Origin of the sequence: Streptomonospora nanhaiensis, from assembly GCF_013410565.1 — a bacterium.
In the GTDB taxonomy this organism is placed as follows: domain Bacteria; phylum Actinomycetota; class Actinomycetes; order Streptosporangiales; family Streptosporangiaceae; genus Streptomonospora; species Streptomonospora nanhaiensis.
Genome location: NZ_JACCFO010000001.1, coordinates 2523105 through 2542929, shown reverse-complemented (window position 1 = coordinate 2542929; position 19825 = coordinate 2523105). Strand labels below are relative to the sequence as shown.

Here is a 19825-nt window from a genome sequence, read left to right as displayed (position 1 = left end):
GGCCGGGGCGGGCGCTCGGCGCGCTCAGGCGGCCTCCTCGTCCAGGGCGAGGTTCAGCTCCAGCACGTTGACCCCGTCCTCGCCGAGGACGCCCGCCCAGCGGCCCTGGGTGTGCTCCTCGACCAGGCGCAGGACCTCGGACTCGGCCAGGCCGCGCTCCCGCGCCACCCGCGGCGCCTGCAGCCGCGCGTTGGCGACCGAGATGTGCGGGTCCAGCCCGGAGCCGGAGGCCGTGACGGCGTCCACCGGCACCCGCGCGTCCGGGGCCAGCCCGTTCTCCTCACGGTAGGCCACGGCCCGGGCGTCGATGTCGGCGAGCAGGCCGGGGTCGGTGGGGCCGAGCTGGCTGGCGCCGCTGTGGGCGGCGTCGTGGTCGACCGCCGAGGGGCGGGGGTGGAAGTAGCCGGGGTCGGTGAACGGCTGCGAGAGCAGCCGGGACCCCACCACCTGGCCGTCGCGCACCACCAGGGAGCCGTCGGCCCGGTCGCCGGCCAGCGCCTGGGCGGCGCCGGTGACCGCCAGCGGGTAGAGCAGCCCGGTCAGCACGGTGAACACCAGCAGCATGCCCAGGGCCGAGGGCAGTTGGCGCAGTGCGCGGCGCATGTCAGGAGACCCCCAGTGCGGTGACGATCATGTCGATGAGCTTGATGCCGGCGAAGGGGGCGATCAGCCCGCCCACGCCGTAGAGCAGCAGGTTGCGGCGCAGCATCGCCGCCGCCGAGAGGGGCCGGAACCGCACCCCGCGCAGCGCCAGCGGGATCAGCGCGACGATGACCAGCGCGTTGAACACCACGGCCGCCAGGATCGCCGAGCGCGGCGAGGCCAGGTCCATGACGTTGAGCGCGTCCAGCGGCGGCAGCACCCCGGCGAACATCGCCGGGATCACCGCGAAGTACTTGGCGACGTCGTTGGCGATGGAGAAGGTGGTCAGCGCGCCCCGGGTGATCAGCAGCTGCTTGCCGATCTCCACCACCTCGATGAGCTTGGTGGGGTCGGAGTCCAGGTCGACCATGTTGCCGGCCTCCTTGGCGGCCTGCGTGCCGGTGTTCATGGCCACGCCGACGTCGGCCTGCGCCAGGGCGGGCGCGTCGTTGGTGCCGTCGCCGGTCATGGCCACCAGCCCGCCGCCGCGCTGGTGCTCGCGGATCAGCGCGAGCTTGTCCTCGGGCGTGGCCTCGGCGAGGAAGCCGTCCACGCCGGCCTCCTCGGCGATGGCGCGGGCGGTGAGCGGGTTGTCGCCGGTGACCATGACCGTGCGGATGCCCATCGCGCGCATGCGGTCGAAGCGCTCGCGCATGCCCGGCTTGACCACGTCCTTGAGGTGGACGACCCCCAGGACCCGGGCCGCAGCGCCGTCCCGCGCGCCGCCGGCCCCCGGCGCGGCGGCCTCGGCCACCGCCAGCGGGGTGCCGCCTTCGGCGCCGATCCGCGCGGCCGCGTCGGCGAGGTCGCCGGGCACGGTGCCGCCGCACTCGCGCACCCACGCCGCCACGGCGTCCACCGCGCCCTTGCGGATGCGCGTCCGCGCGCCGTCCACCCCGCTCATCCGCGTCCGGGCGGTGAAGGGGACCGGCTCCAGGTCCTCCTCGGCGCCGGCGCCGGCCGGTGCGGCGGCGCCGCGGGTGAACTCCACGATGGAGCGGCCCTCGGGCGTCTCGTCGGCCAGGCTGGAGCGGTGGGCGGCGCGGGCCAGGTCGCCCTCGTCCACGCCGGGCATGGCGACCAGGGCGGCGGCGTGCCGGTTGCCCAGGGTGATGGTGCCGGTCTTGTCCAGCAGCAGGGTGTCGACGTCGCCGGACGCCTCGACGGCGCGGCCCGACATCGTCAGCACGTTGCGCCGCACCAGCCGGTCCATGCCGGCGATGCCGATGGCCGACAGCAGCGCGCCGATGGTGGTGGGGATCAGGCAGACCAGCAGCGCCACCAGGACCAGCACCTCCTGGCGGGCGCCGGAGTAGACGGCGTACGGCTGGAGGGTGACCACGGCCAGCAGGAACACCGCCGTCAGCCCGGCCAGCAGGATGTTCAGCGCGACCTCGTTGGGCGTCTTGCGGCGCTCGGCGCCCTCCACCAGCGCGATCATCCGGTCCAGGAAGGTGGCGCCGGGCGGCGCGGTGATCCGCACCGCGATCCGGTCGGAGAGCACGCGGGTGCCGCCGGTCACCGCCGAGCGGTCGCCGCCGGACTCCCGGATGACCGGCGCGGACTCCCCGGTGACCGCCGACTCGTCCACGCTGGCCACGCCCTCCACGACGTCGCCGTCGCCGGGGATCACCTCGCCGGCGGCCACGACGCACACGTCGCCCACGGCCAGTGCCGTGGCGGGGACCTCCTCGGTGGTGCCGTCGGGCAGGCGGCGCCGGGCCGCGGTGTCGGCGCGGACCCGGCGCAGGCTCGCGGCCTGCGCCCTGCCCCGGCCCTCGGCCAGCGCCTCGGCGAAGTTGGCGAAGAGCACGGTGAACCAGAGGAACAGCGCGACCAGGCCGTTGAAGACGTTCTCGGCGGCCGTGGCCGAGCCCAGGTCGCGCAGGAACAGCACGGTGCACAGGGCGCTGCCGACCAGGACGACGAACAGGACCGGGTTGCGGGCCTGCACGCGCGGGTCGAGCCTGGTGACGCTGCCGAGCAGGGCCTGGCGCAGGACCGCCGGCTCGGGCAGCAGCGGGCGCCGCCGGTCCGGGCGGCCGGTGCGGGGGGGCGGGGACTGCGGCGGGGCCGGCGGGTGCCGGTGCCGCCTGTCGGGTGGTGGACACGGTTCTCCTACAGGGACAGGTGCTCGACGACGGGGCCCAGCGCGAGCGCCGGCAGGAAGGTCAGCCCGGCGACGATCACGACGACGCCGACGAGCAGGCCGGCGAACAGCGGCGTGTGGGTGGGCAGGGTGCCCGCGGTCGCGGGGGCGGGCTGCTTGCGCGCCATGGACCCCGCGATGGCCAGCACCGGGATGATCAGCAGGAACCGGCCGACCAGCATCGCCAGGCCCAGCGTGGTGGTGTACCAGTACGTGGTGGAGTCCAGGCCGGCGAACGCCGAGCCGTTGTTGTTGGCGGCCGAGGCGTAGGCGTAGAGGATCTCGGTGAGCCCGTGGGGGCCCTCGGCCGAGCGCGAGGCCAGCGCGGTGTCCAGCACGGAGGACGCGGCGGCGAACCCCAGCAGCACCGCGGGCATGGCCAGCAGGTAGAGCACGACCAGCTTCATCTCGGCGGCCTGGATCTTCTTGCCCAGGTACTCGGGGGTGCGGCCCACCATCAGCCCGGCGACGAACACGGCCAGGATCGCCATCACGAGCAGGCCGTTGAGGCCCACGCCGGCGCCGCCGGGGCTGACCTCGCCCAGCATCATGTGGATCAGCGCGGTGCCGCCGCCCATGGGGGTGAGGCTGTCGTGCATCGCGTTGACCGACCCGTTGGAGGTGCCGGTGGTCGAGGCCGCCCACAGTCCCGAGGCGGCGGCGCCGAACCGGGTCTCCTTGCCTTCGAGGTAGCCGGCCGCCTGGTCGACCCCGAGGGCGTCCAGGCGGGGGTTGCCCGCCGTCTCCAGCGCCATGGCCGCCACGGACATGCCCGCCCACACCAGGGCCATGACCGCGAACACCGCGCGGCCCTGGCGGCGGTCGCCCGCCAGGTGGCCGTAGGCGAAGGCCAGCGCGAACGGGATGATGAGGATCGCCCAGTTCTCGACGAGGTTGCTCAGCGGGGTGGCGTTCTCGAACGGGTGGGCGGAGTTCATGTCGAAGAACCCGCCGCCGTTGGTGCCCAGTTGCTTGATGGCGACCTGCCCGGCGGCGGGGCCGCCGGGGATGAACTGGCGGGCGCCCTCCAGCGTGGCGGCCGCGGTGTGCCCGGTGAAGTTCTGCACCACCCCCTGGCCGGCCAGCACCACGGCGAGCACGAACGACATCGGCAGCAGCACGCGCAGCGTGCCGCGGGTGAGGTCCACCCAGAGGTTTCCGACGGTGGCGGCGCGCCGCCGGGCCAGGCCGCGGACCAGCGCCGCCATGACGGCCGTGCCCGCCGCCGCCGACACGAAGTTCTGCACGGTGAGCCCGGCCATCTGGCTGAGGTGGCTCATCGTGTACTCGCCGCCGTAGGACTGCCAGTTGGTGTTGGTGACGAAGCTGACGGCGGCGTTGAACGCGACGTTGGGCGCCACGCCGGGCAGGCCCAGCGGGTTGAGCGGCAGCACGCCCTGGAGCCGCAGCAGGGCGTAGAGCAGCAGGAAAGAGACCAGGCTGAACGCCAGCAGGGACAGGGCGTAGCCGCTCCAGCGCTGCTCGCGGGCGGGGTCCACCCGGCACAGCCGGTAGACGGCCCGCTCCACGGGCGCGAACACCCGGTCGCCCGGCGCGCGGCCGCCGTCGCCGTAGACGGCGGCCAGGTAGCGGCCGAGCAGGGGTGCGGTGAGCAGCAGCAGCGCGACGAGCGCGGCGAACTGCAGCCAGGCGGGGCCGGACATCAGAACCTCTCGGGAAGCAGCAGTGCGGCCACCAGGTAGGCGGCCAGGGGGACGGCGAGGGCCAGGGCCAGGGCGTCGTCGAGGCTCACGGCGCGACCGCCTCGCCACGCGCGCCGGACGCGCCGGACCGGTCCGCGGACAGGTTGCGGGCTGCGGAGTCGGCGGGGTCGGCGCCGATGATCCGTTCGCAGCCGCGGACGTAGCCCACGCACAGGGCGAAGAACGCGACCGCGACGAGCACGAACACGATGTCGGCCATCGGTCGGGCTCCTCTCGTGGAAATGGGGCTGATGCGGATGAGGGGCGTTAACGCGGTGAATGGGGTGAAAGACCGCGAAACGCGCACCTCACCCACACTGCGCGCCCCGCCCCGGAGCCGCCCGCGCCCCAACGCCCTCTTAGCCCGGTCGGCCGCGTTCCTTAGCACCGCCTTGACGCGGGGGCGGGCGGGGTGACGCGGGCGACACGGCACCGGCCGCTAAGAACCCACTAAGCGCCGTTGCCGCCGCGGCCTCGGGCGACTACAACGGGTGCGCGGGCCGGCCCCGGTGTGCGGCCGCCCGCGGGCCACGAGGGAGGGCGAGGCGATGCGACGCGGACGGCTGCGCGTCTACCTGGGCGCGGCCCCGGGGGTGGGCAAGACCTACGCCATGCTCGCGGAGGCCCACCGGCGCCGGGCCCGCGGCGCCGACGTGGTCGTCGCCTACGTCGAGACCCACGGCCGCACCGAGACCGAGGCGATGATCGGCGACCTGGAGGTCGTGCCGCGCCGCACGGTCGAGCACCGCGGCGCGGTCTTCACCGAGATGGACCTCGACGCCGTGCTCGCCCGCCGGCCGCGCGTCGCGCTGGTGGACGAGTTGGCGCACACCAACGTCCCCGGCTCGGCCAACGCCAAGCGCTGGCAGGACATCGCCCGGCTGCTGGACGCCGGCGTCACCGTGCTCTCCACGCTCAACATCCAGCACCTGGAGTCGCTGAACGACGTGGTGGAGCGCATCACCGGCGTCCCCCAGCGCGAGACCGTGCCCGACGCGTGGGTGCGCGAGGCCGACCAGATCGAACTGGTCGACATGACCCCGAGGCGCTGCGCCGCCGCATGGTGCACGGCAACGTCTACGCGCCCGACAAGGTCGACGCCGCGCTGCAGAACTACTTCCGCGTCGGCAACCTCACCGCGCTGCGCGAACTCGCCCTGCTGTGGCTGGCCGACAAGGTGGACGACCAGCTCGACCGCTACCGCAGCGAGCACGAGGTCACCGCCACCTGGGAGGCGCGCGAGCGGGTCGTCGTGGCGCTCACCGGCGGCGCCGAGGGCGAGACCCTGATCCGCCGCGCCGCCCGCATCGCCGCGCGCAGCAAGGGCGCCGACCTGCTCGCGGTGCACGTCGCGCGCTCCGACGGCCTGGTGGGCGCCGACCCGGCGCTGCTGGCCCGCCAGCGGGTGCTGGTGGAGTGCCTGGGCGGCACCTACCACGAGGTGATCGGCGACGACGTGCCCACCGCGCTCATCGAGTTCGCCCGGGGCGCCAACGCCACCCAGCTGGTGCTCGGCGCCAGCCGGCGCGGGCGGCTGGGCCACGCGCTGTCGCCCGGCGTGGGCCTGACCACCACCGCCATGGCCGGCTCCATCGACGTCCACCTGGTCACCCACGAGCACGTCGGGCGGGGCGGCCGCGGCGGCCCGGTGCCCGCCCTGCCGCGCCGCCGCAGGCTGCTCGGCCACGCGCCGGCCCTGGGCGCGCTGCCGCTGCTGGTGCCGGCCACCGGCCTGCCGGCGGGCGAGGACTCCCTGCCCACGGCCATCCTCGTCGTCTTCGCGGCCGTGGTCGGGGCGGCGCTGACCGGCGGCATGGCGCCGGCGCTGACCGCCGCCGCCGGCGGGTTCCTGCTGATGGACGTCTTCCACACCCGCCCCTACCTGACCCTGGCGATCGCCAGCCCGCGCGACGTGCTGGCGCTGGCGGTGTTCCTCGTCGTGGCGGTGGCGGTGAGCGCGGTGGTCGACCGCGCGGCCCGCCGCACCCGCGAGGCCGCGCGCGCCCAGGCCCAGGCCCAGACGCTGGCCACCGTGGCGGGCAGCGTCCTGCGCGGGTCCCGGCCCCTGGCCGCGCTGCTGGAGCGCCTGCGCGAGACGTTCGGGTCGGAGTCGGTCGCCCTGCTGGAGCGCTCGGCCGAGGACGGCGGCGCGCAACTGGACCCCGGGGCGTGGACGGTCGCCGCCTCGGCCGGGGAGCCGCCGAGCGCCGATCCCGGCGAGGGCGGCGTGGAGGTGGCCATCGACGACACGCTGCGGCTGGTGCTGCGGGGCGGGCGGCTGGCGGCCGAGGACCGCCGGGTGGTCGAGGCGTTCGCCGCCCAGGCGGCGGTGGCCCTGCGCCACGAGCGGCTGGCGCAGGAGGCCGCGGCGGCCCGCCCGCTGGCGGAGGCCGACCGGCTGCGCACCGCGCTGCTGGCGGCCGTCAGCCACGACCTGCGCGGCCCGCTGGCCTCGGCCAAGGCCGTGATCACCAGCCTGCGCAGCGAGGAGGTGCACTTCGACGAGCGGGACCAGGCCGAACTCCTGGCCACCGCCGACGAGGCCGTGGACCAGCTCACCCGGCTGGTGGCCAACCTGCTGGACATGAGCCGGCTGCGCGCGGGCGTGCTGGGGGTCTCGCTGAGCGACTTCGACGTCGCCGACGCGCTCATGCCCGCCCTGGAGGAGGCCGCCCCCGAGGCGCCCGTGCGGCTGCGTCTGCCCGAGGAGCTTCCGGCGGTGCACGCCGACCTGGGCCTGCTCCAGCGGGCGCTGGCCAACGTGCTCGGCAACGCGCTGCGCTACAGCCCCGCCGACGCCCCGCCCGAGGTCACCGCCACCGAGGCCGACTCCCGGGTGGAACTGCGGGTCGTCGACCACGGCCCGGGGATCCCCGAGGAGGAGTGGGACCGCGTGTTCGTCCCGTTCCAGCGCCTGGGCGACACCGACAACACCACCGGCGTCGGCCTGGGCCTGGCCCTGTCCCGCGGCCTGGTGGAGGCGATGGGCGGCACCCTCACCCCCGAGCCCACCCCCGGGGGCGGCCTGACGATGCTGGTCTCGCTCCCGGCCGCCGACCTGGCGGAGCCCGCGGAACCGGTCGGCTGAGCCGCGCGGGCGGTGGCGGGGCCGGTCGGCCGCCTACGGCCGGTCGGCCGCGTGGCCGACCCCGACGAACTGGCCGCCGCGATCGTGTTCCTCGCCTCCGACGCCGCCCGCAACATCAGCGGCGCCGTGCTGCCGGTGGACAACGGCTGGGCGGCGGTCTGATCCCGCCGCGCCCCGGCGCCCCCGGGGGAGGCGCCGGGGCGCCGGGTCACCGACCGCCCGCGGCGGCGGGCTCCTCGCCGGCGCCCGGGCCGGCACCCGGCGCCTCGGGGACGATGCCGTTGAACCGGTCGTCCACGAAGTCCGCGATCCGCGGGGACTCCGGGATCTCCCCGGCGTCGGCGAAGGAGTCGGCCAGCGCCTGCTCGGCCGCCACCAGTTCGTCGTCGATCAGCCGGGGCACGGGATCGCGGCGGCGCGCCGCCTGCTCGGTGACCTCCACCGGCAGGCCGCTGTGCTCCGACCACACCTCGGCGTACTCCCGGGGGTTCTCCCGGCTCCACAGCACGGCGCGGTGGATGCGCCGCACGTAGTCCTCCAGCGCGGCGGCCAGCGCGGGGTCCTCCAGCGCCGCCGTGTTGGCCACCTGGAAGGTGTAGGTGTTGACATAGCCCTCGGCGTCGACCAGGATCCGCGCGCCGGTGCGGTCCTCGGCCTGCGACACGTAGGGGTCCCACACCGCCCAGGCGTCCACCCCGCCCTCCGAGAACGACGCCAGGGCGTCGGAGGGCTGCACGTAGTTGACGTCGACGTCGTCGAACGACAGGCCCTCGTCGGTGAGCACCCCGAGCAGGTGGCCGTGCGCCGAGCTGCCCTTGGCCACCGCGATCGAGGCCCCCGCCAGGTCGGCCGGCTCCCTGATCGGCGACCCGGCGGGCACGATGATCGAGGAGGCGGTGGGCGCGGCGTCGAAGGCGGCCACGATCCGGATGTCCGACCCCGCCGCAGCGGCGAACACCGGCGGGGTGTTGCCCACCTGCCCGATGTCGACGGCGCCCGCGTGCACCGCCTCCAGCAGCGGCGGGCCCGAGGTGAACGTCGACCACTCGATTCGGTAGGGGACGTCCTCCAGTTCCCCGGCGGCCTCCAGCAGCGGTTCGGCGCCGGCGATCTGGTCGCCCACCCGCAGCGTGACCTCGCTGATGTCGTCGGCGCCGCTCTGCGCGCCGCCGCCGCAGCCGGCCGTCGCGGCGAGGGCGGCGGTCAGGGCCAGGGCGGCGAAGGTGCGGTTCACGGTGCTCCCATCGGGGTCACGCCGAGTTCGGCGAGGAGTCCGGTGCGCAGCCGCGCGACCCGGGGGTCCTCGCGGTGGCGCGGTCGGTCGAGGCCGACGGGCACGTCGCGCGCGATGCGCCCGTCGGTGAGCACGAGGACGCGGTCGGCCAGCAGCAGCGCCTCGTCCACGTCGTGGGTGACCAGCAGGATCGCGGGCCGGTGCCGGTCCCACAGCCGCAGCACCAGGTCGTGCATGGTGGTGCGGGTCAGCGCGTCCAGCGCGCCGAAGGGCTCGTCCAGCAGCAGCAGGCGCGGCCGGCGCACCAGGGCCCGCGCCAGCGAGGCGCGCTGGGCCTCGCCGCCCGACAGGGTGAGCGGCCAGGCGTCGGCGTGGCCGGCCAGCCCGACCTCGCCCAGGGCCGCCAGCGCGTCGGCGCGCGGCGAGGGGGTGTCCAGGCCCAGCACGGTGTTGGCCCACACCCGCTTCCACGGCAGCAGGCGCGGCTCCTGGAAGGCCACCATGACCGTGTCGGCCGTGGCGGACTCCCCGCCGAAGTCGCGGTCCAGGCCCGCCAGCACGCGCAGCAGGGTCGACTTGCCCGACCCGCTGCGCCCCAGCAGCGCCGTGAACTGCCCGTCGGCCAGGTCGAGGTCGAGGCCGTCGAGCACCCGCCGGCCGGTGAACTCCTTGGTGAGCCCGCGCACCCGGGCGGCGGCCGGCCCGCGCGCCCCCGCCGCGCCTACAGCTCCAGGCCGCGCCGCCATACCAGGGCCCTCCTCTCCAGCAGCCGCACCAGCGCGTCGGTGGCCAGGCCGAGCAGGCTGTAGACGATCAGCCCGAGCACCACCACGTCGGTCCGCAGGAACTCGCGGGCGCTGTTGACCATGAAGCCCAGCCCGGCGTCGGCGTTGATCTGCTCGGCCACGATGAGGGCCAGCCAGGCCGCGCCCAGGCTCAGCCGCAGGCCCACCAGCACGTGCGGCAGCGCGCCGGGCAGCACCACGTGCCGCACGACGGCGGCGCGCGGCAGCCCCAGCACGGTGGCGACCTCCACGAACTTGGCGTCCACGCCGCGGATCCCGGCGAAGGTGTTGATGTAGAGCGGCACCGCCACCGCGATCGCGATGAGGGTGACCTTGGGCGGCTCGCCGATCCCGAACCACAGGATGAAGAGCGGGATCAGGCCGAAGATCGGCACCGTGCGCAGCATCTGCATCGGCGGGTCGAGCAGGTTCTCGCCCCAGCGGCTCAGCCCGGAGGGCAGCGCGAGCAGCGCCGCGGCGGCCGCGCCGATCGCGAACCCGATCACCACGCGCTGCAGCGACACCCCGATGGCGGGGAGCAGGGTGCCGTCGGCGATCAGGTCCACGGCCGTGCCGGCGATGACGGAGGGCGCCGGCAGCAGGCGCTCGGGGATCAGGCCCAGGGAGGTGCCGGCCTGCCAGAGCACCAGCAGCGCCAGCGGGCTCAGCCAGCGCTGCCAGGCGCGGCGCCGGGCGCGCGGCGCGGGCGCGGCGGGGCCGCCGGGCGCAGCCGGTGCTCCCGGTGCGCCGGCCGCGCCGGGGGCCGCCTCCGGCGCGGCCGGCGGATCGGCCGTGGTCGGGGAGGTGGTCGTGGGATGGCTCATGGGTGGGACTCCTCGAATGAAGGTGGGCGGTCCTGTCAGGCCCCGGGGAGGAAGCCGCCGTAGGCGCCCCGGTGGTAGAGGAGCGGCGGCCGGGGGTCGCTGAGTTCGTAGCCGTGGGCCACCTCGCCGACGACGAGCCAGTGGTCGCCGATGAGGCGGGTGTCGTGGCGGCGGCACACCAGGTGGATCGCGGTGTCGTCCAGGACCGGGACGTTCTCGGCGCCCGGCCGCCACGACGTCGGCGGGGCGAAGCGGTTGATGCCCTTGGTCGCGAAGCGGGCCGCCAGGTCGGCCTGGTCCCGGCTGAGCAGGTGCACGCCGAACACCGACGCGTTGCGCATCCGCACCCAGGTGGCCGAGGTGTCGGCGACGTAGAACGCCACCAGGGGCGGGGCCAGGCTGACGCTGGTGAAGGAGGTGGCGGTCAGGCCGACCGGGGTGCCCGACACCGTCGCGGTGACGATGACGACCCCCGCCGGGTGGTGGCCCAGCAGCGCGCGGAAGCGGTCGGCGTCGATGCCGGCCGTGGCGGTCGAGGACGTGGCGCGGACGGTGCGCATGGGGTGCTCCCTCTCCCTCTCATCCAGGTGCGGACACAGCGGACACGCGCGTGGCGCCCACACGCGTGGCGGGCGCCCGCGCGGCAGGCGCGCGCGGCGGCGGACCGGAGGCGGGCGGCCACGGGGCCGCCCTAGGCGGTCCGCGCGCCGAGGGCCCCGGCGGCGCGCAGGGCGGGGGCGGCGCGGGCGGTCCAGGCCGTGAGGAGGTCGTCCAGCGGCTCGAAGTCCTCGGCCTCGGGGCCGTTGGCCTGGGGCACGGCGTCCTGGGGCACGGCCAGTCCGGGCACCGCCGCGTGCGCGCCCAGTTCCAGCAGCAGCGGGCGCAGGTGCACCTCGACCGCCAGCGCGTGCGCGGGGGAGGCCATGACCAGCAGCGGGACGGCGGTGACCCCGGCGAGGCCGCCGCCGGGCAGCAGGTCCAGGAACGCCTTGAGCAGGCCGGTGTAGGTGGCCTTGTAGGTGGGGCTGGCCACCACCAGCAGCCGCGCCGAGCGGACGTGCTCCAGCGCCTCGGACACGGCCGGCGGCGGGGTGTCGTCGAGCAGCCCGCGGCGCAGGTGGGCCAGCTCCACCACCCCCACGTCGTCGGGCAGGCCGGCGGCCCCGGCGGCGCGCCGGGCCGCGCGCACGGCGGCGGTGCGGGTGCGCGAGTCCGGGCGCGGGTTGCCGATCAGGGCGGTGACGGGCCGCGCGGCGGACGCGGCGGGAAAGGCGGCGAGGGGGGACGCGTCGAGGGACACGGTGCGGCCTCCGGCGGTGGTCACGACGAGCGGGCGGTGAGCGGGGCGGTGGCGGAGGCGGCGAACGGGACGCCGCCGGGCGCGGGGTCGGCCGCGTGCCCGGCCGGCGGCCGCCACAGGCCGCGTTCGCGCAGCAGCGGCAGCACGCCCTCGCCGAACCAGTACGCCTCCTCCAGGTGCGGGTAGCCCGAGAGGATGAACTCGCCGATGCCCAGCCGGTGGTACTCGGCGATGCGGTCGGCGACCTCGGTGTGGCTGCCCACCAGCGCGGTCCCGGCGCCGCCGCGGGCCAGCCCCACCCCGGCCCACAGGTTGGGGTAGATCTCCAGCTTGTCGCGGCGCCCGTTGTGCAGGGCGAGCATGCGGCGCTGGCCCTCGGACTCGCTGCGCCGCAGGCCCGTCTGCACCGCCCGCACGGTCTCGGGGTCCAGGCGGCTGAGCAGCCGGTCGGCCTCGGCCCACGCCTCCTTGGCGGTGTCGCGGGTGATCACGTGCAGGCGGATGCCGAACCGCAGGCTGCGGCCGATGTCGGCGGCCAGGGCGGAGACCCGCTCGATCTTGGCGGCGACGGCCGCGGGCGGCTCGCCCCAGGTGAGGTAGGTGTCGACCCGGCGCGCGGCGACCTCCAGCGCGGCGGGCGAGGACCCGCCGAAGTAGAGCGGGGGCCGCGGGTCGGGGCGGCGGTGCAGCACCGCCTGCTCCACGCGCAGGTGCTCGCCGGTGAAGTCGACGGTCTCGCCGCGCCACAGCCGGGTGACGATGTCGAGGAACTCGTCGGTGCGGGCGTAGCGGGCGTCCTTGTCCAGGAAGTCGCCGTGGGTGCGCTGCTCGGCGCTCTCCCCGCCGGTGACGACGTTGAGCAGCAGCCGCCCCCCGCTCAGGCGCTGGTAGGTGGAGGCCATCTGCGCGGCCAGGGTGGGCGAGAGCAGGCCGGGGCGGAAGGCCACCAGGAACTTCAGCCGCTGGGTGGAGTTGACCAGCATCGCCGTGGTCAGCCAGGCGTCCTCGCACCAGGCGCCGGTGGGGGTCAGCACCCCGGCGAACCCCAGCTGCTCGGCGGCGCGGGCGACCTGGGCGAGGTAGCCGGTGCCGGGCTCGCGGGTGCGCCACGCGGAGTGCACGGCCGCCCCGTGGCCGCCGCCGACGATCCCGCGGCTGTCGCCCTGGGTGGGCAGGAACCAGTGAAAAGTGATGGCCATGGCGGTGGGCCGGTCCTTTCTGCTCGTCACGCGAGGGGAGGGGTGGGGGGAGAGGGGAGGGCCGGGAGCGGCCGGGCGGCGGTCAGAGCTGCCCGTGGCGCGGCGGGCGCCGGCCGTTGAGGCTGTACTGGCCGATGTGGTGCACCTTCCAGCGGGCCGGGTCGTGCACCGTGTGGGTGCGGGCGTCGCGCCAGTGGCGGTGCAGGTTGAGGGAGTCGGCAGCGGCGCGGGTGCCGCACAGCTCGAACAGCGCCGAGGCGGTGTCCACGGCCGCCTGCCCGCCGGCGACCTTGGCGGCGGCCACGGCGATGGACGCCTCGGCGGTGGCGTCGGCGGTGGGCAGGGCGTCGGCCTCCTGCACACGGGCGGCGGCGGTGGCCAGCAGGGCCTCGGCTGCGCGGACCTGGACCTCCAGTTCGCCGAAGCGCTGGACGAGCAGCGGGTCCTCGCGGGCGGCCTCGACACCGGCCTCGAACCAGGGGCGGCTGGAGGTGCGCACGAACTCCCCGGCGCGGCCGAGCGCGCCGCGGGCGGCGCCGACGTCGATGGCGGTGTGCAGGAGTTGGGCGTAGGCGCCGTAGGTGGTGGGCCGGGTGAACGTGAGGTAGTGGGGGATCACCAGGTCCTCGGCGACGTCGACGTCGGTGAAGCGCACCGTGCCGCTGGCGGTGGTGCGCTGGCCCATGCCGTCCCAGTCGTCGGCGACCTCGACCCCGCGGGCGCCGCGCTCGACATAGGCGATGTGCGGCAGCGGCTCGGGTTCGCCGGGCACCTCGGCGGGGGCCACGACCGCGAGCCAGTCGGCGAGCAGCGAGCCGGTGGCGTAGTACTTCGTGCCGTTGATCCGGTAGCCGCCGCCGGCCAGCCGCTCCAGGCGGGTGGCGTGGGTGTGGGCGGTCCGGCCGGAGCGCTCGGCCTGGGCGTTGGACAGCAGGGAGCCCGCGAGGACGGCGCCGTGCAGCCGCCGCGCGGCGCCGGGGCGGGCGCGCAGGCGCAGGGCCTTGAGGAAGGCGAAGTGCGGCTGGAGGATCTGCGCCAGGCTGAGGTCGGCGGTGCCGAGGAGCCGCATGACCTCGGCGACGGCGACGGCGCCGATGTCGGCGCCCCCGTCCGGGCGCGGGACCGTGGCACCCAGCAGGCCGCTGCGCCCGATCGCGCGGACCTCCTCGGCCGGCAGCCGGCGCTCCCGGTCGCGCTCGTCGGCGCCTTCGGCGAGGTACCCGACCAGTTCGCGGGCGGCGGCGACGGCCCCGGCGTCGTCGGCGACGACGCGGGACGGGCCGCTGCGGGGGTGGGGCGGACCGGCGTGGGGGTGCGGCGCGGGGTCGGCGGTGGTGGCGCCGGGGGTGTCGCCGGCGGTGGCGGCGGGACGCGCGGAATCGGGTGCGAAGAACGTGTCGGACACTGCGGCCACCCTCCTGGTGCCTTCAACCAATTTTTCCTACTTGTTTGATGGGTATTGATGTTGTGAGTGGGTGGGGTGGTTGGGGCGGGGTGGGGTGGGGTGGGGGTTGCGGTCGGGTGGGCTGGGCGGCGGGCCATCCGGTCCGCCCCGCAGGCACGACAACCAGGGTGAATGCGTCAGTCGACTTTGTCAACCAAAAAAGTAGGTAATAGCGCACGCGTCACACCGGCCCCATGCGTCAAGACCGTGCCCGCCCGGGGTTCCCGGCCTGAGCGCGGTCACCGTGAGGGGATGCCGTCGGGCGTGTCGGTGGGCGGGGTGGCACGGATCGCGGAGGAGAGGGGGAAGGGGGCGGGGAGCGGGTGACCCGGCCCACCGGGTCGGCGCCGCCCTCGCCCGCCCGGCCCGCGTGCTCCTGGCAAGTCCGCGCGCGGCGCGGCCGCCCGGGTGCCCGGTCTGCTGGAGCGGGTGGGCCTGCCCGCCCGCTTCGCGGACCGCCGCCCCGGCGCGCTGTCGGGCGGTCAGCGCCAGCGTGTCGCGATCGCCCGCGCCCTGGCCGCCGAGCCCGCCGTCCTGCTGGCCGACGAGCCCACGTCCGCCCTTGACGCGGCCACCGCGCGCACCGTCCTGGACCTGCTCGACCGCCTCCGCGCCGAGCACGGCCTGGCCGTCCTCATCGCCACCCACGACCGGGGCGTGGCCGCCCGCGCCGACCGCGTCCTCGCGATCGACCCGGCGGCGCGCGGACTCCGGGAGGTGTGAGGGCGGCGGGCCCGCGCGGGCCCGCCGCCCCCCGCCGGCGCGGTCCCGGAGTCCCGGCGGACCGGAGGTCACGGCCGGCACGAGGGGGGTGCGCCCGGAGCCGTGTTCAGGGGCTGGTGGCGACCGTGAACAGGCCGGCCTCGGTGGGGCCGTGCGGCTGTGTGGTCAGGCCGTGGGCGGCGGTCTCGGCCGCCAGGCGCCGCGCGGTCAGCGTCCACCAGTCGTAGTGGACCTCGTCGCGGCTTACCAGGCGGTCGCCCTCGTGGACCTCGTAGGTCATGTGCCAGGTGATCCGGTCCCCGCCCGCCGGCTCGGCCTCGGCCCAGCCGAGGTAGGTGCGGGAGCCCACCTCGACGCGGCTCATCGGGGCGCGCTCGACGCGGGCGGGCTCCACCGGCGGGGCCAGGTTGACCAGGGCGAACCCGCCCGGAACCAGGCGCCCGGCCAGGTCCCGCCACAGGCGGTCGCGCTCCTCGGGCGCGAAGTGTCCGATGAGGTTGGCCGCCACCACGCCGCCGAGGCGGTCGGGCAGCCGCGCCGAGAGGAGGTCGTCGCCGTCGACGGTCACCCGCGTGCGGAGGTCGTCGTCGGCGGCGATCCGCGAGAGCAGCACCGCGCGCAGCACGGGCGAGGGCTCGACCGCCAGGATCCGGGCGGAGGGCAGGGTGCGGGCCAGCAGCCGCGTACCCCAGCCGCCCCCGGCGCCCGCGTCCAGCAGCGGGGCGTCGCCGGCGGGCATCGCGCGGACGGCCTCGGCGACGGCGCCGCCGAAGTGGGACCACCACCCGGCGATCATGATGTCGATGAACTGCCCGGACACGGCATAGGGGTCGGCGTAGTCAGCCACAGCGGACCTCCCCGAAACGGGAGGCGGCGGGGGCGGAGAGGGCGGAGAGGGCGGAGGAATGGAAAGAAATGAAAACCATTTCCACATCCTAGGCGGGCGGGCGCGGCTCCACCGCTCCTGCCCGGTCTAGCCGTCGCCTGACGTGGGCAGAAGCGAGCCCAGCGGGCCCAGGTCGAGGTTGAGGTCGGCCGCGCTCAGGCCGTAGCGCTCCCGCAGTTCGGTCATGCGCTCCTCCAGCAGCATCAGCGTCATGCCGATGCGCTCCTCCTGCTCCTCGGTGAGGTCGCCGACATCGACCCGGCGCAGTGCCTGGCGCTCCATCAGTTGGCGGACCAGCTCCACCACGGTGAGGACCAGTTTGATCAGGTCCCGCTCCACGGTGTCGGGCTCGGTGGCGATGCGGTGGCGCAGGCTGTCGGCCTGGCCCCGCCTCGGCGACGCCCGCACGGCGGTGCGCCGGGCCGGTGAGGTGCCGCGCGGGCGCGATGATGGGGCGGCACCGACACCACCGGCCACGGAAGGGGGCACCGCGATGGCGCCGAAGAGGGTCGACCGCGCCGCGCGCCGCGAGGACATCCTGGACGCCGCCGTGCGCGTGTTCGCGCGCCGCGGGTTCGCCGCCACGCGGATCGAGGACGTCGCCGCCGAGGCCGCGATCGCCAAGGGCAGTGTCTACCTCTACTTCGACAGCCGCGACGCGCTGCTGCGCGCGGCCTTCGAGCGCGTCGCCGCGCGGTCCGAGCGGCTCGCGGCCGCGGCGGCCCGGCCGGGCGCGCCCGCGGTCGAGCGGCTGGCCGGCATGATCCGCGGGGCCGTCGCCATGCTCGCGGCCGAACCCGACCTCGCCCGGATCATGGTGGACCTGTGGAGCACCGGCCGCGCCCGGCCCGGCACCCCGGCGGAGCCCGCCGCCGCGCCGCTGGACCTGGCCGAGGTCTACCGGGGCTACCGGTCGCTCATCGCCGGCCTGCTCGCCGAGGCCGGCCGGGAGGGCGACCTGCGCCCCGGCCTGGGCGGGCCCGAGGCCACCGTCGTGGTCGCCGCGATCGAGGGCGCCCTGGTCCAGTGGCTCGTCGATCCGGAGGTCCCCTTCGCCGACCTGGCCGAGCCCATCGTCGCCACCTGCCTCGACGGCCTCCGCCCGCGCCCGGCCGGCTGAGAGGGCCCGCGCGCCCCGCCGGCGCTGCGGCGGCCGCCTCCGGCCCGTGTCCGCCTCCGGTCATCCGCCCCCCCGGCGCGCGGGGGCGCCCGCGAGCCGGTGGTTGACTGTTTCCGGTCTGTACCGGAGGCAGTGTTGGGGGGATCGGCATGGCCGTGGGAGAGGGACTGGGCGAACGGTTCGAGCGGCTGTACTCGCTCGCCGCGCGCATGCTGTGGGCCCAGGGGGAGCCCGCGTGGCAGGGCTCGGGATGGCCGGCCGAGCGCGCGCGGGCGTGGCGCGACCTGGAGCGGGTGCTGGCCGAGGACCCCGGATCCGACGTCGGACCGCCCGGCCCGGCACCCGACCCGGCGCGCCACCTGCTGTCCCGGTGGGCGGCGGACGGCGGGCGCCCGCTGGGCTTCGCTGCGGCGGTGGGCGCGTGGGAGGAGCGCCTGGACGCCGACCCGGGAACGCTGGTCGTCCGCGACACCGCGCCCTCGGGTACCGCCGTCGCCCCCGACCGCGCCGTGGTCCTCGCCGACCGCTGGTACTCCACGGTCCGCGACCTGCTGGACGAGCTGGCCCACCGGCTGGCCCCCGGACGGCCGGTCGCCGGCCTCAGCCCCGAGGCGGCACCGCTGTCCGCCCGCCTGCACGAGCTGGCGGACGCGCTGCGCCGCCCGGTCACCGGCACCCCGGCCACCCCGCACCCGGCTGAGGCCATGCCGGCGCCCGCGCCGTCGCGGCCCCTCGCCGAGCGGCCCGACCTGCCCGCCGCCTACGAGCGGCTGCGCGGGGCCGCCCGCCGCGCCGCCGAATCGGTGACCGGCGGGATGGACCTCTCGCTGGCACCGGAGGTGCCCGCCGCCGCCCGCGACGTCCTGCGCGCCGCCGCCGAGGAGCCGGTCCCCGAGTGGCGCGAGCGCCACGAGGGCATCGACCCCGCGCGGCACATGGCCTACGGCTACCGGTGGACGGACACCGGAGGCGGCCCGCTGGGCTTCGCCCAGCGCGCCGCCGAGATCACCGCCGACCTCGCGGACACGCCCGCGCCCGCGGCCCCCGAGGACTACCTCCCGCCACCGGAGGAGGTGCCGGACCGCGACTGGACCGTGCTCTCCCACGCCGGCGCCCTGGTCCGCGCCGACCTCCTGGACGAACTGGCCGCCCGCCTCCACCCCGCCATGGCCCCACCGCACCGCCTGCACGCCGCGTCCCACACCGTGGTCACCCTGCTGACCAGCCGCCTCAAGGGGGCGTCCGATGGCCGCTGACGAGGCCCTGCCGCCACCGTCGTGGGAGCGGACGCCCCGGGTGCTGATGGTCGCCTACGTCAGCGGCCGCCACCCCATCGGCGGCGGGGTGTCGGTGTTCAACGAGCACCTGACCAACGCCCTGGCCCGCGACTTCGACGTCACCCTACTGATGTCGGCCCCGCCGCACGAGCACCCCGGCGTGCGCGTCGTCACCGTCGATCCGGAGCGGATCGCCATGGCGGACTTCCCCCGGCTGGCACTGCACCTGACGCCGGACGACGTCGGCCTGCCGCGCGACCCCGGCGCCTTCGACCTGATCGTCAGCCACAACGAGTTCCTGGGCGAGGCGGCGATCCGCGTCCGGGAGGAGTGGTACCCCCAGGCGCGCTACGCGCACGGCGTGCACACCGCCGCCGAGAAGTACCGGCGGCTCATCGGCGAGGAGGCGCTCGGCCGGCAGGAGGCCGATCGCCACCGGTGGATCATGAACCGGATGGACGACAGGGACGTCGTGTGGGGCGTGGGCCGGCCGCTCACCGACGAGGGCCTGCGGATGGCGCGGACCGTGGTGCCCGGGCCCCGGCACCTGCGCTCGCACGAACTCATCCCGGGGTTCCAGACGCTGCCGGGCACCGCACCCCCGTCCGGGGACCGCCCGTTCACCATCTACACCATCGGGCGCCTGGACGACCCCATCAAGGGCATGGACCAGCTCTTCGAGGCCGTCCGCCGGCTGCGCGCGCAGGGGGTGAACGTCGTCGTCCGCTGCCGGGGCGTGCGCGGCACCGACACGCTCTCCCAGGAGGAGAACCTGCGGATCGAGCAGCGCCGGGTGGACCGGATCATGGGTGAGGCGGGGGCGGTCACGCTCCTGCCGTTCACCTCCGACGTGGCCGAACTGGACGCCGAGATGCGGCAGGCCGACCTGTGCGTCATGCCCTCGCTGCACGAGGGGTACGGCCTGGTCGCCGTGGAGCCGCTGGAGCGCGGCGTCGCCGGGCTGGTCAACCAGGACAGCGGGATCGCCCATCTGCTGCTCCACCACCCCGACGTCCCGCGGGAACTCGGCCGCAACGCGGTCGTCATGGACGACGGCCTGGACGCCAACGCGCGCGTGGCGGCCTGGGCCGAGGCGATCTTGGCGGCGGTCCGCGAACGCGCCGAACGGTGGGCGGGTGCCGAGCGGCTGCGGCTGGTGGGGCAGCGGTTCGTCTGGACCCACTCCGCATCGGCCCTGGTCCACGCGGGCCTCCTGCCCGTGGACCGGGACCCGGGCCTGCCCCGCCACACCCGCCAGGGCGCCGACGGCAGGCTCCTCATCGCCACCGAGCGCGTCGAGGCCGAACACGCGCGGGCGCAGGCGCGTCTGGACGTGCCACTGCGGCGCGGGGCATCCCGGGGTGGGGCCCTGCGCCCTCGGGCGCAGGGCCCCACCCCGGGGCCGAAGAGGCGCGGCGGGCGCGGCGCGGGGTACTGACCCGCGCCCGCCC

The 19825-nt window shown here is 76.2% G+C and carries 19 protein-coding genes and 1 pseudogene; 6 read left to right on the top strand and 14 right to left on the bottom strand.

Annotated elements, in window-relative coordinates; all coding sequences use genetic code 11:
* Positions 1–24 precede the first annotated feature (24 nt).
* The 5 genes from kdpC to HNR12_RS10990 form a co-directional block, all read right to left on the bottom strand.
* Entirely contained in the window at positions 25–603 is a 579-nt protein-coding gene (gene kdpC / locus HNR12_RS11010; RefSeq protein WP_179767401.1) for a K(+)-transporting ATPase subunit C, read from the bottom strand.
* Position 604: 1 nt separating this feature from the next.
* A complete protein-coding gene (gene kdpB / locus HNR12_RS11005) occupies positions 605–2662 on the bottom strand; it encodes a potassium-transporting ATPase subunit KdpB (protein ID WP_179770543.1) in 2058 nt (685 codons plus the stop codon).
* A 98-nt stretch (positions 2663–2760) separates the two neighbouring features.
* On the bottom strand, positions 2761–4455 hold the full coding sequence (kdpA, locus tag HNR12_RS11000) for a potassium-transporting ATPase subunit KdpA (protein ID WP_179767400.1): 1695 nt from the start codon (positions 4453–4455) through the stop codon (positions 2761–2763).
* Entirely contained in the window at positions 4455–4544 is a 90-nt protein-coding gene (locus HNR12_RS10995) for a potassium-transporting ATPase subunit F (protein WP_179767399.1), read from the bottom strand. The genes kdpA and HNR12_RS10995 overlap by 1 nt, the downstream gene beginning before the upstream one ends.
* The gene (locus HNR12_RS10990; protein ID WP_179767398.1) at positions 4541–4714 is read right to left on the bottom strand and encodes a hypothetical protein; all 174 of its coding nucleotides are present in this window, start codon (positions 4712–4714) and stop codon (positions 4541–4543) included. Before HNR12_RS10990 ends, HNR12_RS10995 begins: the two co-directional genes overlap by 4 nt.
* A 328-nt stretch (positions 4715–5042) precedes the next feature.
* On the opposite strand from HNR12_RS10990, the pseudogene HNR12_RS10985 reads away from it, so the two are divergent.
* Positions 5043–7582: pseudogene (locus HNR12_RS10985) on the top strand (ATP-binding protein).
* A 12-nt stretch (positions 7583–7594) separates the two neighbouring features.
* Complete coding sequence (locus HNR12_RS27815; RefSeq protein WP_179767397.1) at positions 7595–7744, top strand: SDR family oxidoreductase; 150 nt, start codon at positions 7595–7597, stop codon at positions 7742–7744.
* 46 nt (positions 7745–7790) lie between these two features.
* On the opposite strand, the gene HNR12_RS10975 is transcribed toward HNR12_RS27815, so the two are convergent.
* The 7 genes from HNR12_RS10975 to HNR12_RS10945 form a co-directional block, all read right to left on the bottom strand.
* Positions 7791–8816 (bottom strand): ABC transporter substrate-binding protein, encoded by a 1026-nt coding sequence (locus HNR12_RS10975; protein WP_179767396.1) that lies wholly within the window; start codon positions 8814–8816, stop codon positions 7791–7793.
* A complete protein-coding gene (locus HNR12_RS10970; protein WP_179767395.1) occupies positions 8813–9562 on the bottom strand; it encodes an ABC transporter ATP-binding protein in 750 nt (249 codons plus the stop codon). The genes HNR12_RS10975 and HNR12_RS10970 overlap by 4 nt, the downstream gene beginning before the upstream one ends.
* Positions 9538–10425: an ABC transporter permease gene (locus HNR12_RS10965; protein WP_179767394.1), complete on the bottom strand. Its 888-nt coding sequence runs from the start codon at positions 10423–10425 to the stop codon at positions 9538–9540. Before HNR12_RS10965 ends, HNR12_RS10970 begins: the two co-directional genes overlap by 25 nt.
* A gap of 35 nt (positions 10426–10460) precedes the next feature.
* Positions 10461–10985 carry a flavin reductase family protein gene (locus tag HNR12_RS10960; RefSeq protein ID WP_179767393.1) on the bottom strand — a complete coding sequence of 175 codons (525 nt, stop codon included), beginning with the start codon at positions 10983–10985 and terminating at the stop codon, positions 10461–10463.
* A 131-nt stretch (positions 10986–11116) separates the two neighbouring features.
* Positions 11117–11725 (bottom strand): NAD(P)H-dependent oxidoreductase, encoded by a 609-nt coding sequence (locus HNR12_RS10955; protein WP_179767392.1) that lies wholly within the window; start codon positions 11723–11725, stop codon positions 11117–11119.
* 20 nt (positions 11726–11745) lie between these two features.
* Positions 11746–12924, bottom strand: a complete 1179-nt coding sequence (locus HNR12_RS10950) for an LLM class flavin-dependent oxidoreductase (RefSeq protein ID WP_179767391.1) — start codon at positions 12922–12924, stop codon at positions 11746–11748.
* A gap of 82 nt (positions 12925–13006) precedes the next feature.
* Positions 13007–14329 (bottom strand): SfnB family sulfur acquisition oxidoreductase, encoded by a 1323-nt coding sequence (locus tag HNR12_RS10945; protein WP_179767390.1) that lies wholly within the window; start codon positions 14327–14329, stop codon positions 13007–13009.
* 447 nt (positions 14330–14776) lie between these two features.
* Between HNR12_RS10945 and HNR12_RS28420 the strand changes: the two genes are divergently transcribed.
* Positions 14777–15091, top strand: coding sequence for an ATP-binding cassette domain-containing protein (locus HNR12_RS28420; protein ID WP_308118609.1), 315 nt, complete (start codon positions 14777–14779; stop codon positions 15089–15091).
* Between the two features lie 106 nt (positions 15092–15197).
* Here HNR12_RS28420 and HNR12_RS10935 read toward each other — a convergent pair whose 3' ends face one another.
* Positions 15198–15938, bottom strand: a complete 741-nt coding sequence (locus tag HNR12_RS10935) for a methyltransferase domain-containing protein (protein ID WP_179767389.1) — start codon at positions 15936–15938, stop codon at positions 15198–15200.
* Positions 15939–16064: 126 nt separating this feature from the next.
* On the bottom strand, positions 16065–16385 hold the full coding sequence (locus HNR12_RS10930) for a gas vesicle protein K (protein ID WP_338119749.1): 321 nt from the start codon (positions 16383–16385) through the stop codon (positions 16065–16067).
* Between the two features lie 85 nt (positions 16386–16470).
* On the opposite strand from HNR12_RS10930, the gene HNR12_RS10925 reads away from it, so the two are divergent.
* The 3 genes from HNR12_RS10925 to HNR12_RS10915 all read left to right on the top strand — a co-directional run bounded on the left by HNR12_RS10925 (position 16471) and on the right by HNR12_RS10915 (position 19812).
* A complete protein-coding gene (locus HNR12_RS10925; protein WP_179767388.1) occupies positions 16471–17097 on the top strand; it encodes a TetR/AcrR family transcriptional regulator in 627 nt (208 codons plus the stop codon).
* Positions 17098–17246: 149 nt separating this feature from the next.
* Complete coding sequence (locus HNR12_RS10920) at positions 17247–18353, top strand: hypothetical protein (RefSeq protein ID WP_179767387.1); 1107 nt, start codon at positions 17247–17249, stop codon at positions 18351–18353.
* Entirely contained in the window at positions 18343–19812 is a 1470-nt protein-coding gene (locus HNR12_RS10915) for a glycosyltransferase family 4 protein (protein WP_179767386.1), read from the top strand. The genes HNR12_RS10920 and HNR12_RS10915 overlap by 11 nt, the downstream gene beginning before the upstream one ends.
* The last annotated feature ends 13 nt before the right edge of the window (positions 19813–19825 follow it).

Bases quoted from the DNA above. Each gene is read 5' to 3' on its own strand.
- kdpC (WP_179767401.1), bottom strand. From the start codon at position 603: ATGCGCCGCGCACTGCGCCAACTGCCCTCGGCCCTGGGCATGCTGCTG.
- kdpA (WP_179767400.1), bottom strand. From the start codon at position 4,455: ATGTCCGGCCCCGCCTGGCTGCAGTTCGCCGCGCTCGTCGCGCTGCTG.
- HNR12_RS10990 (WP_179767398.1), bottom strand. From the start codon at position 4,714: ATGGCCGACATCGTGTTCGTGCTCGTCGCGGTCGCGTTCTTCGCCCTG.
- HNR12_RS10970 (WP_179767395.1), bottom strand. From the start codon at position 9,562: ATGGCGGCGCGGCCTGGAGCTGTAGGCGCGGCGGGGGCGCGCGGGCCG.
- HNR12_RS10965 (WP_179767394.1), bottom strand. From the start codon at position 10,425: ATGAGCCATCCCACGACCACCTCCCCGACCACGGCCGATCCGCCGGCC.
- HNR12_RS10960 (WP_179767393.1), bottom strand. From the start codon at position 10,985: ATGCGCACCGTCCGCGCCACGTCCTCGACCGCCACGGCCGGCATCGAC.
- HNR12_RS10950 (WP_179767391.1), bottom strand. From the start codon at position 12,924: ATGGCCATCACTTTTCACTGGTTCCTGCCCACCCAGGGCGACAGCCGC.
- HNR12_RS10925 (WP_179767388.1), top strand. From the start codon at position 16,471: ATGGCGCCGAAGAGGGTCGACCGCGCCGCGCGCCGCGAGGACATCCTG.
- HNR12_RS10920 (WP_179767387.1), top strand. From the start codon at position 17,247: ATGGCCGTGGGAGAGGGACTGGGCGAACGGTTCGAGCGGCTGTACTCG.
- HNR12_RS10915 (WP_179767386.1), top strand. From the start codon at position 18,343: ATGGCCGCTGACGAGGCCCTGCCGCCACCGTCGTGGGAGCGGACGCCC.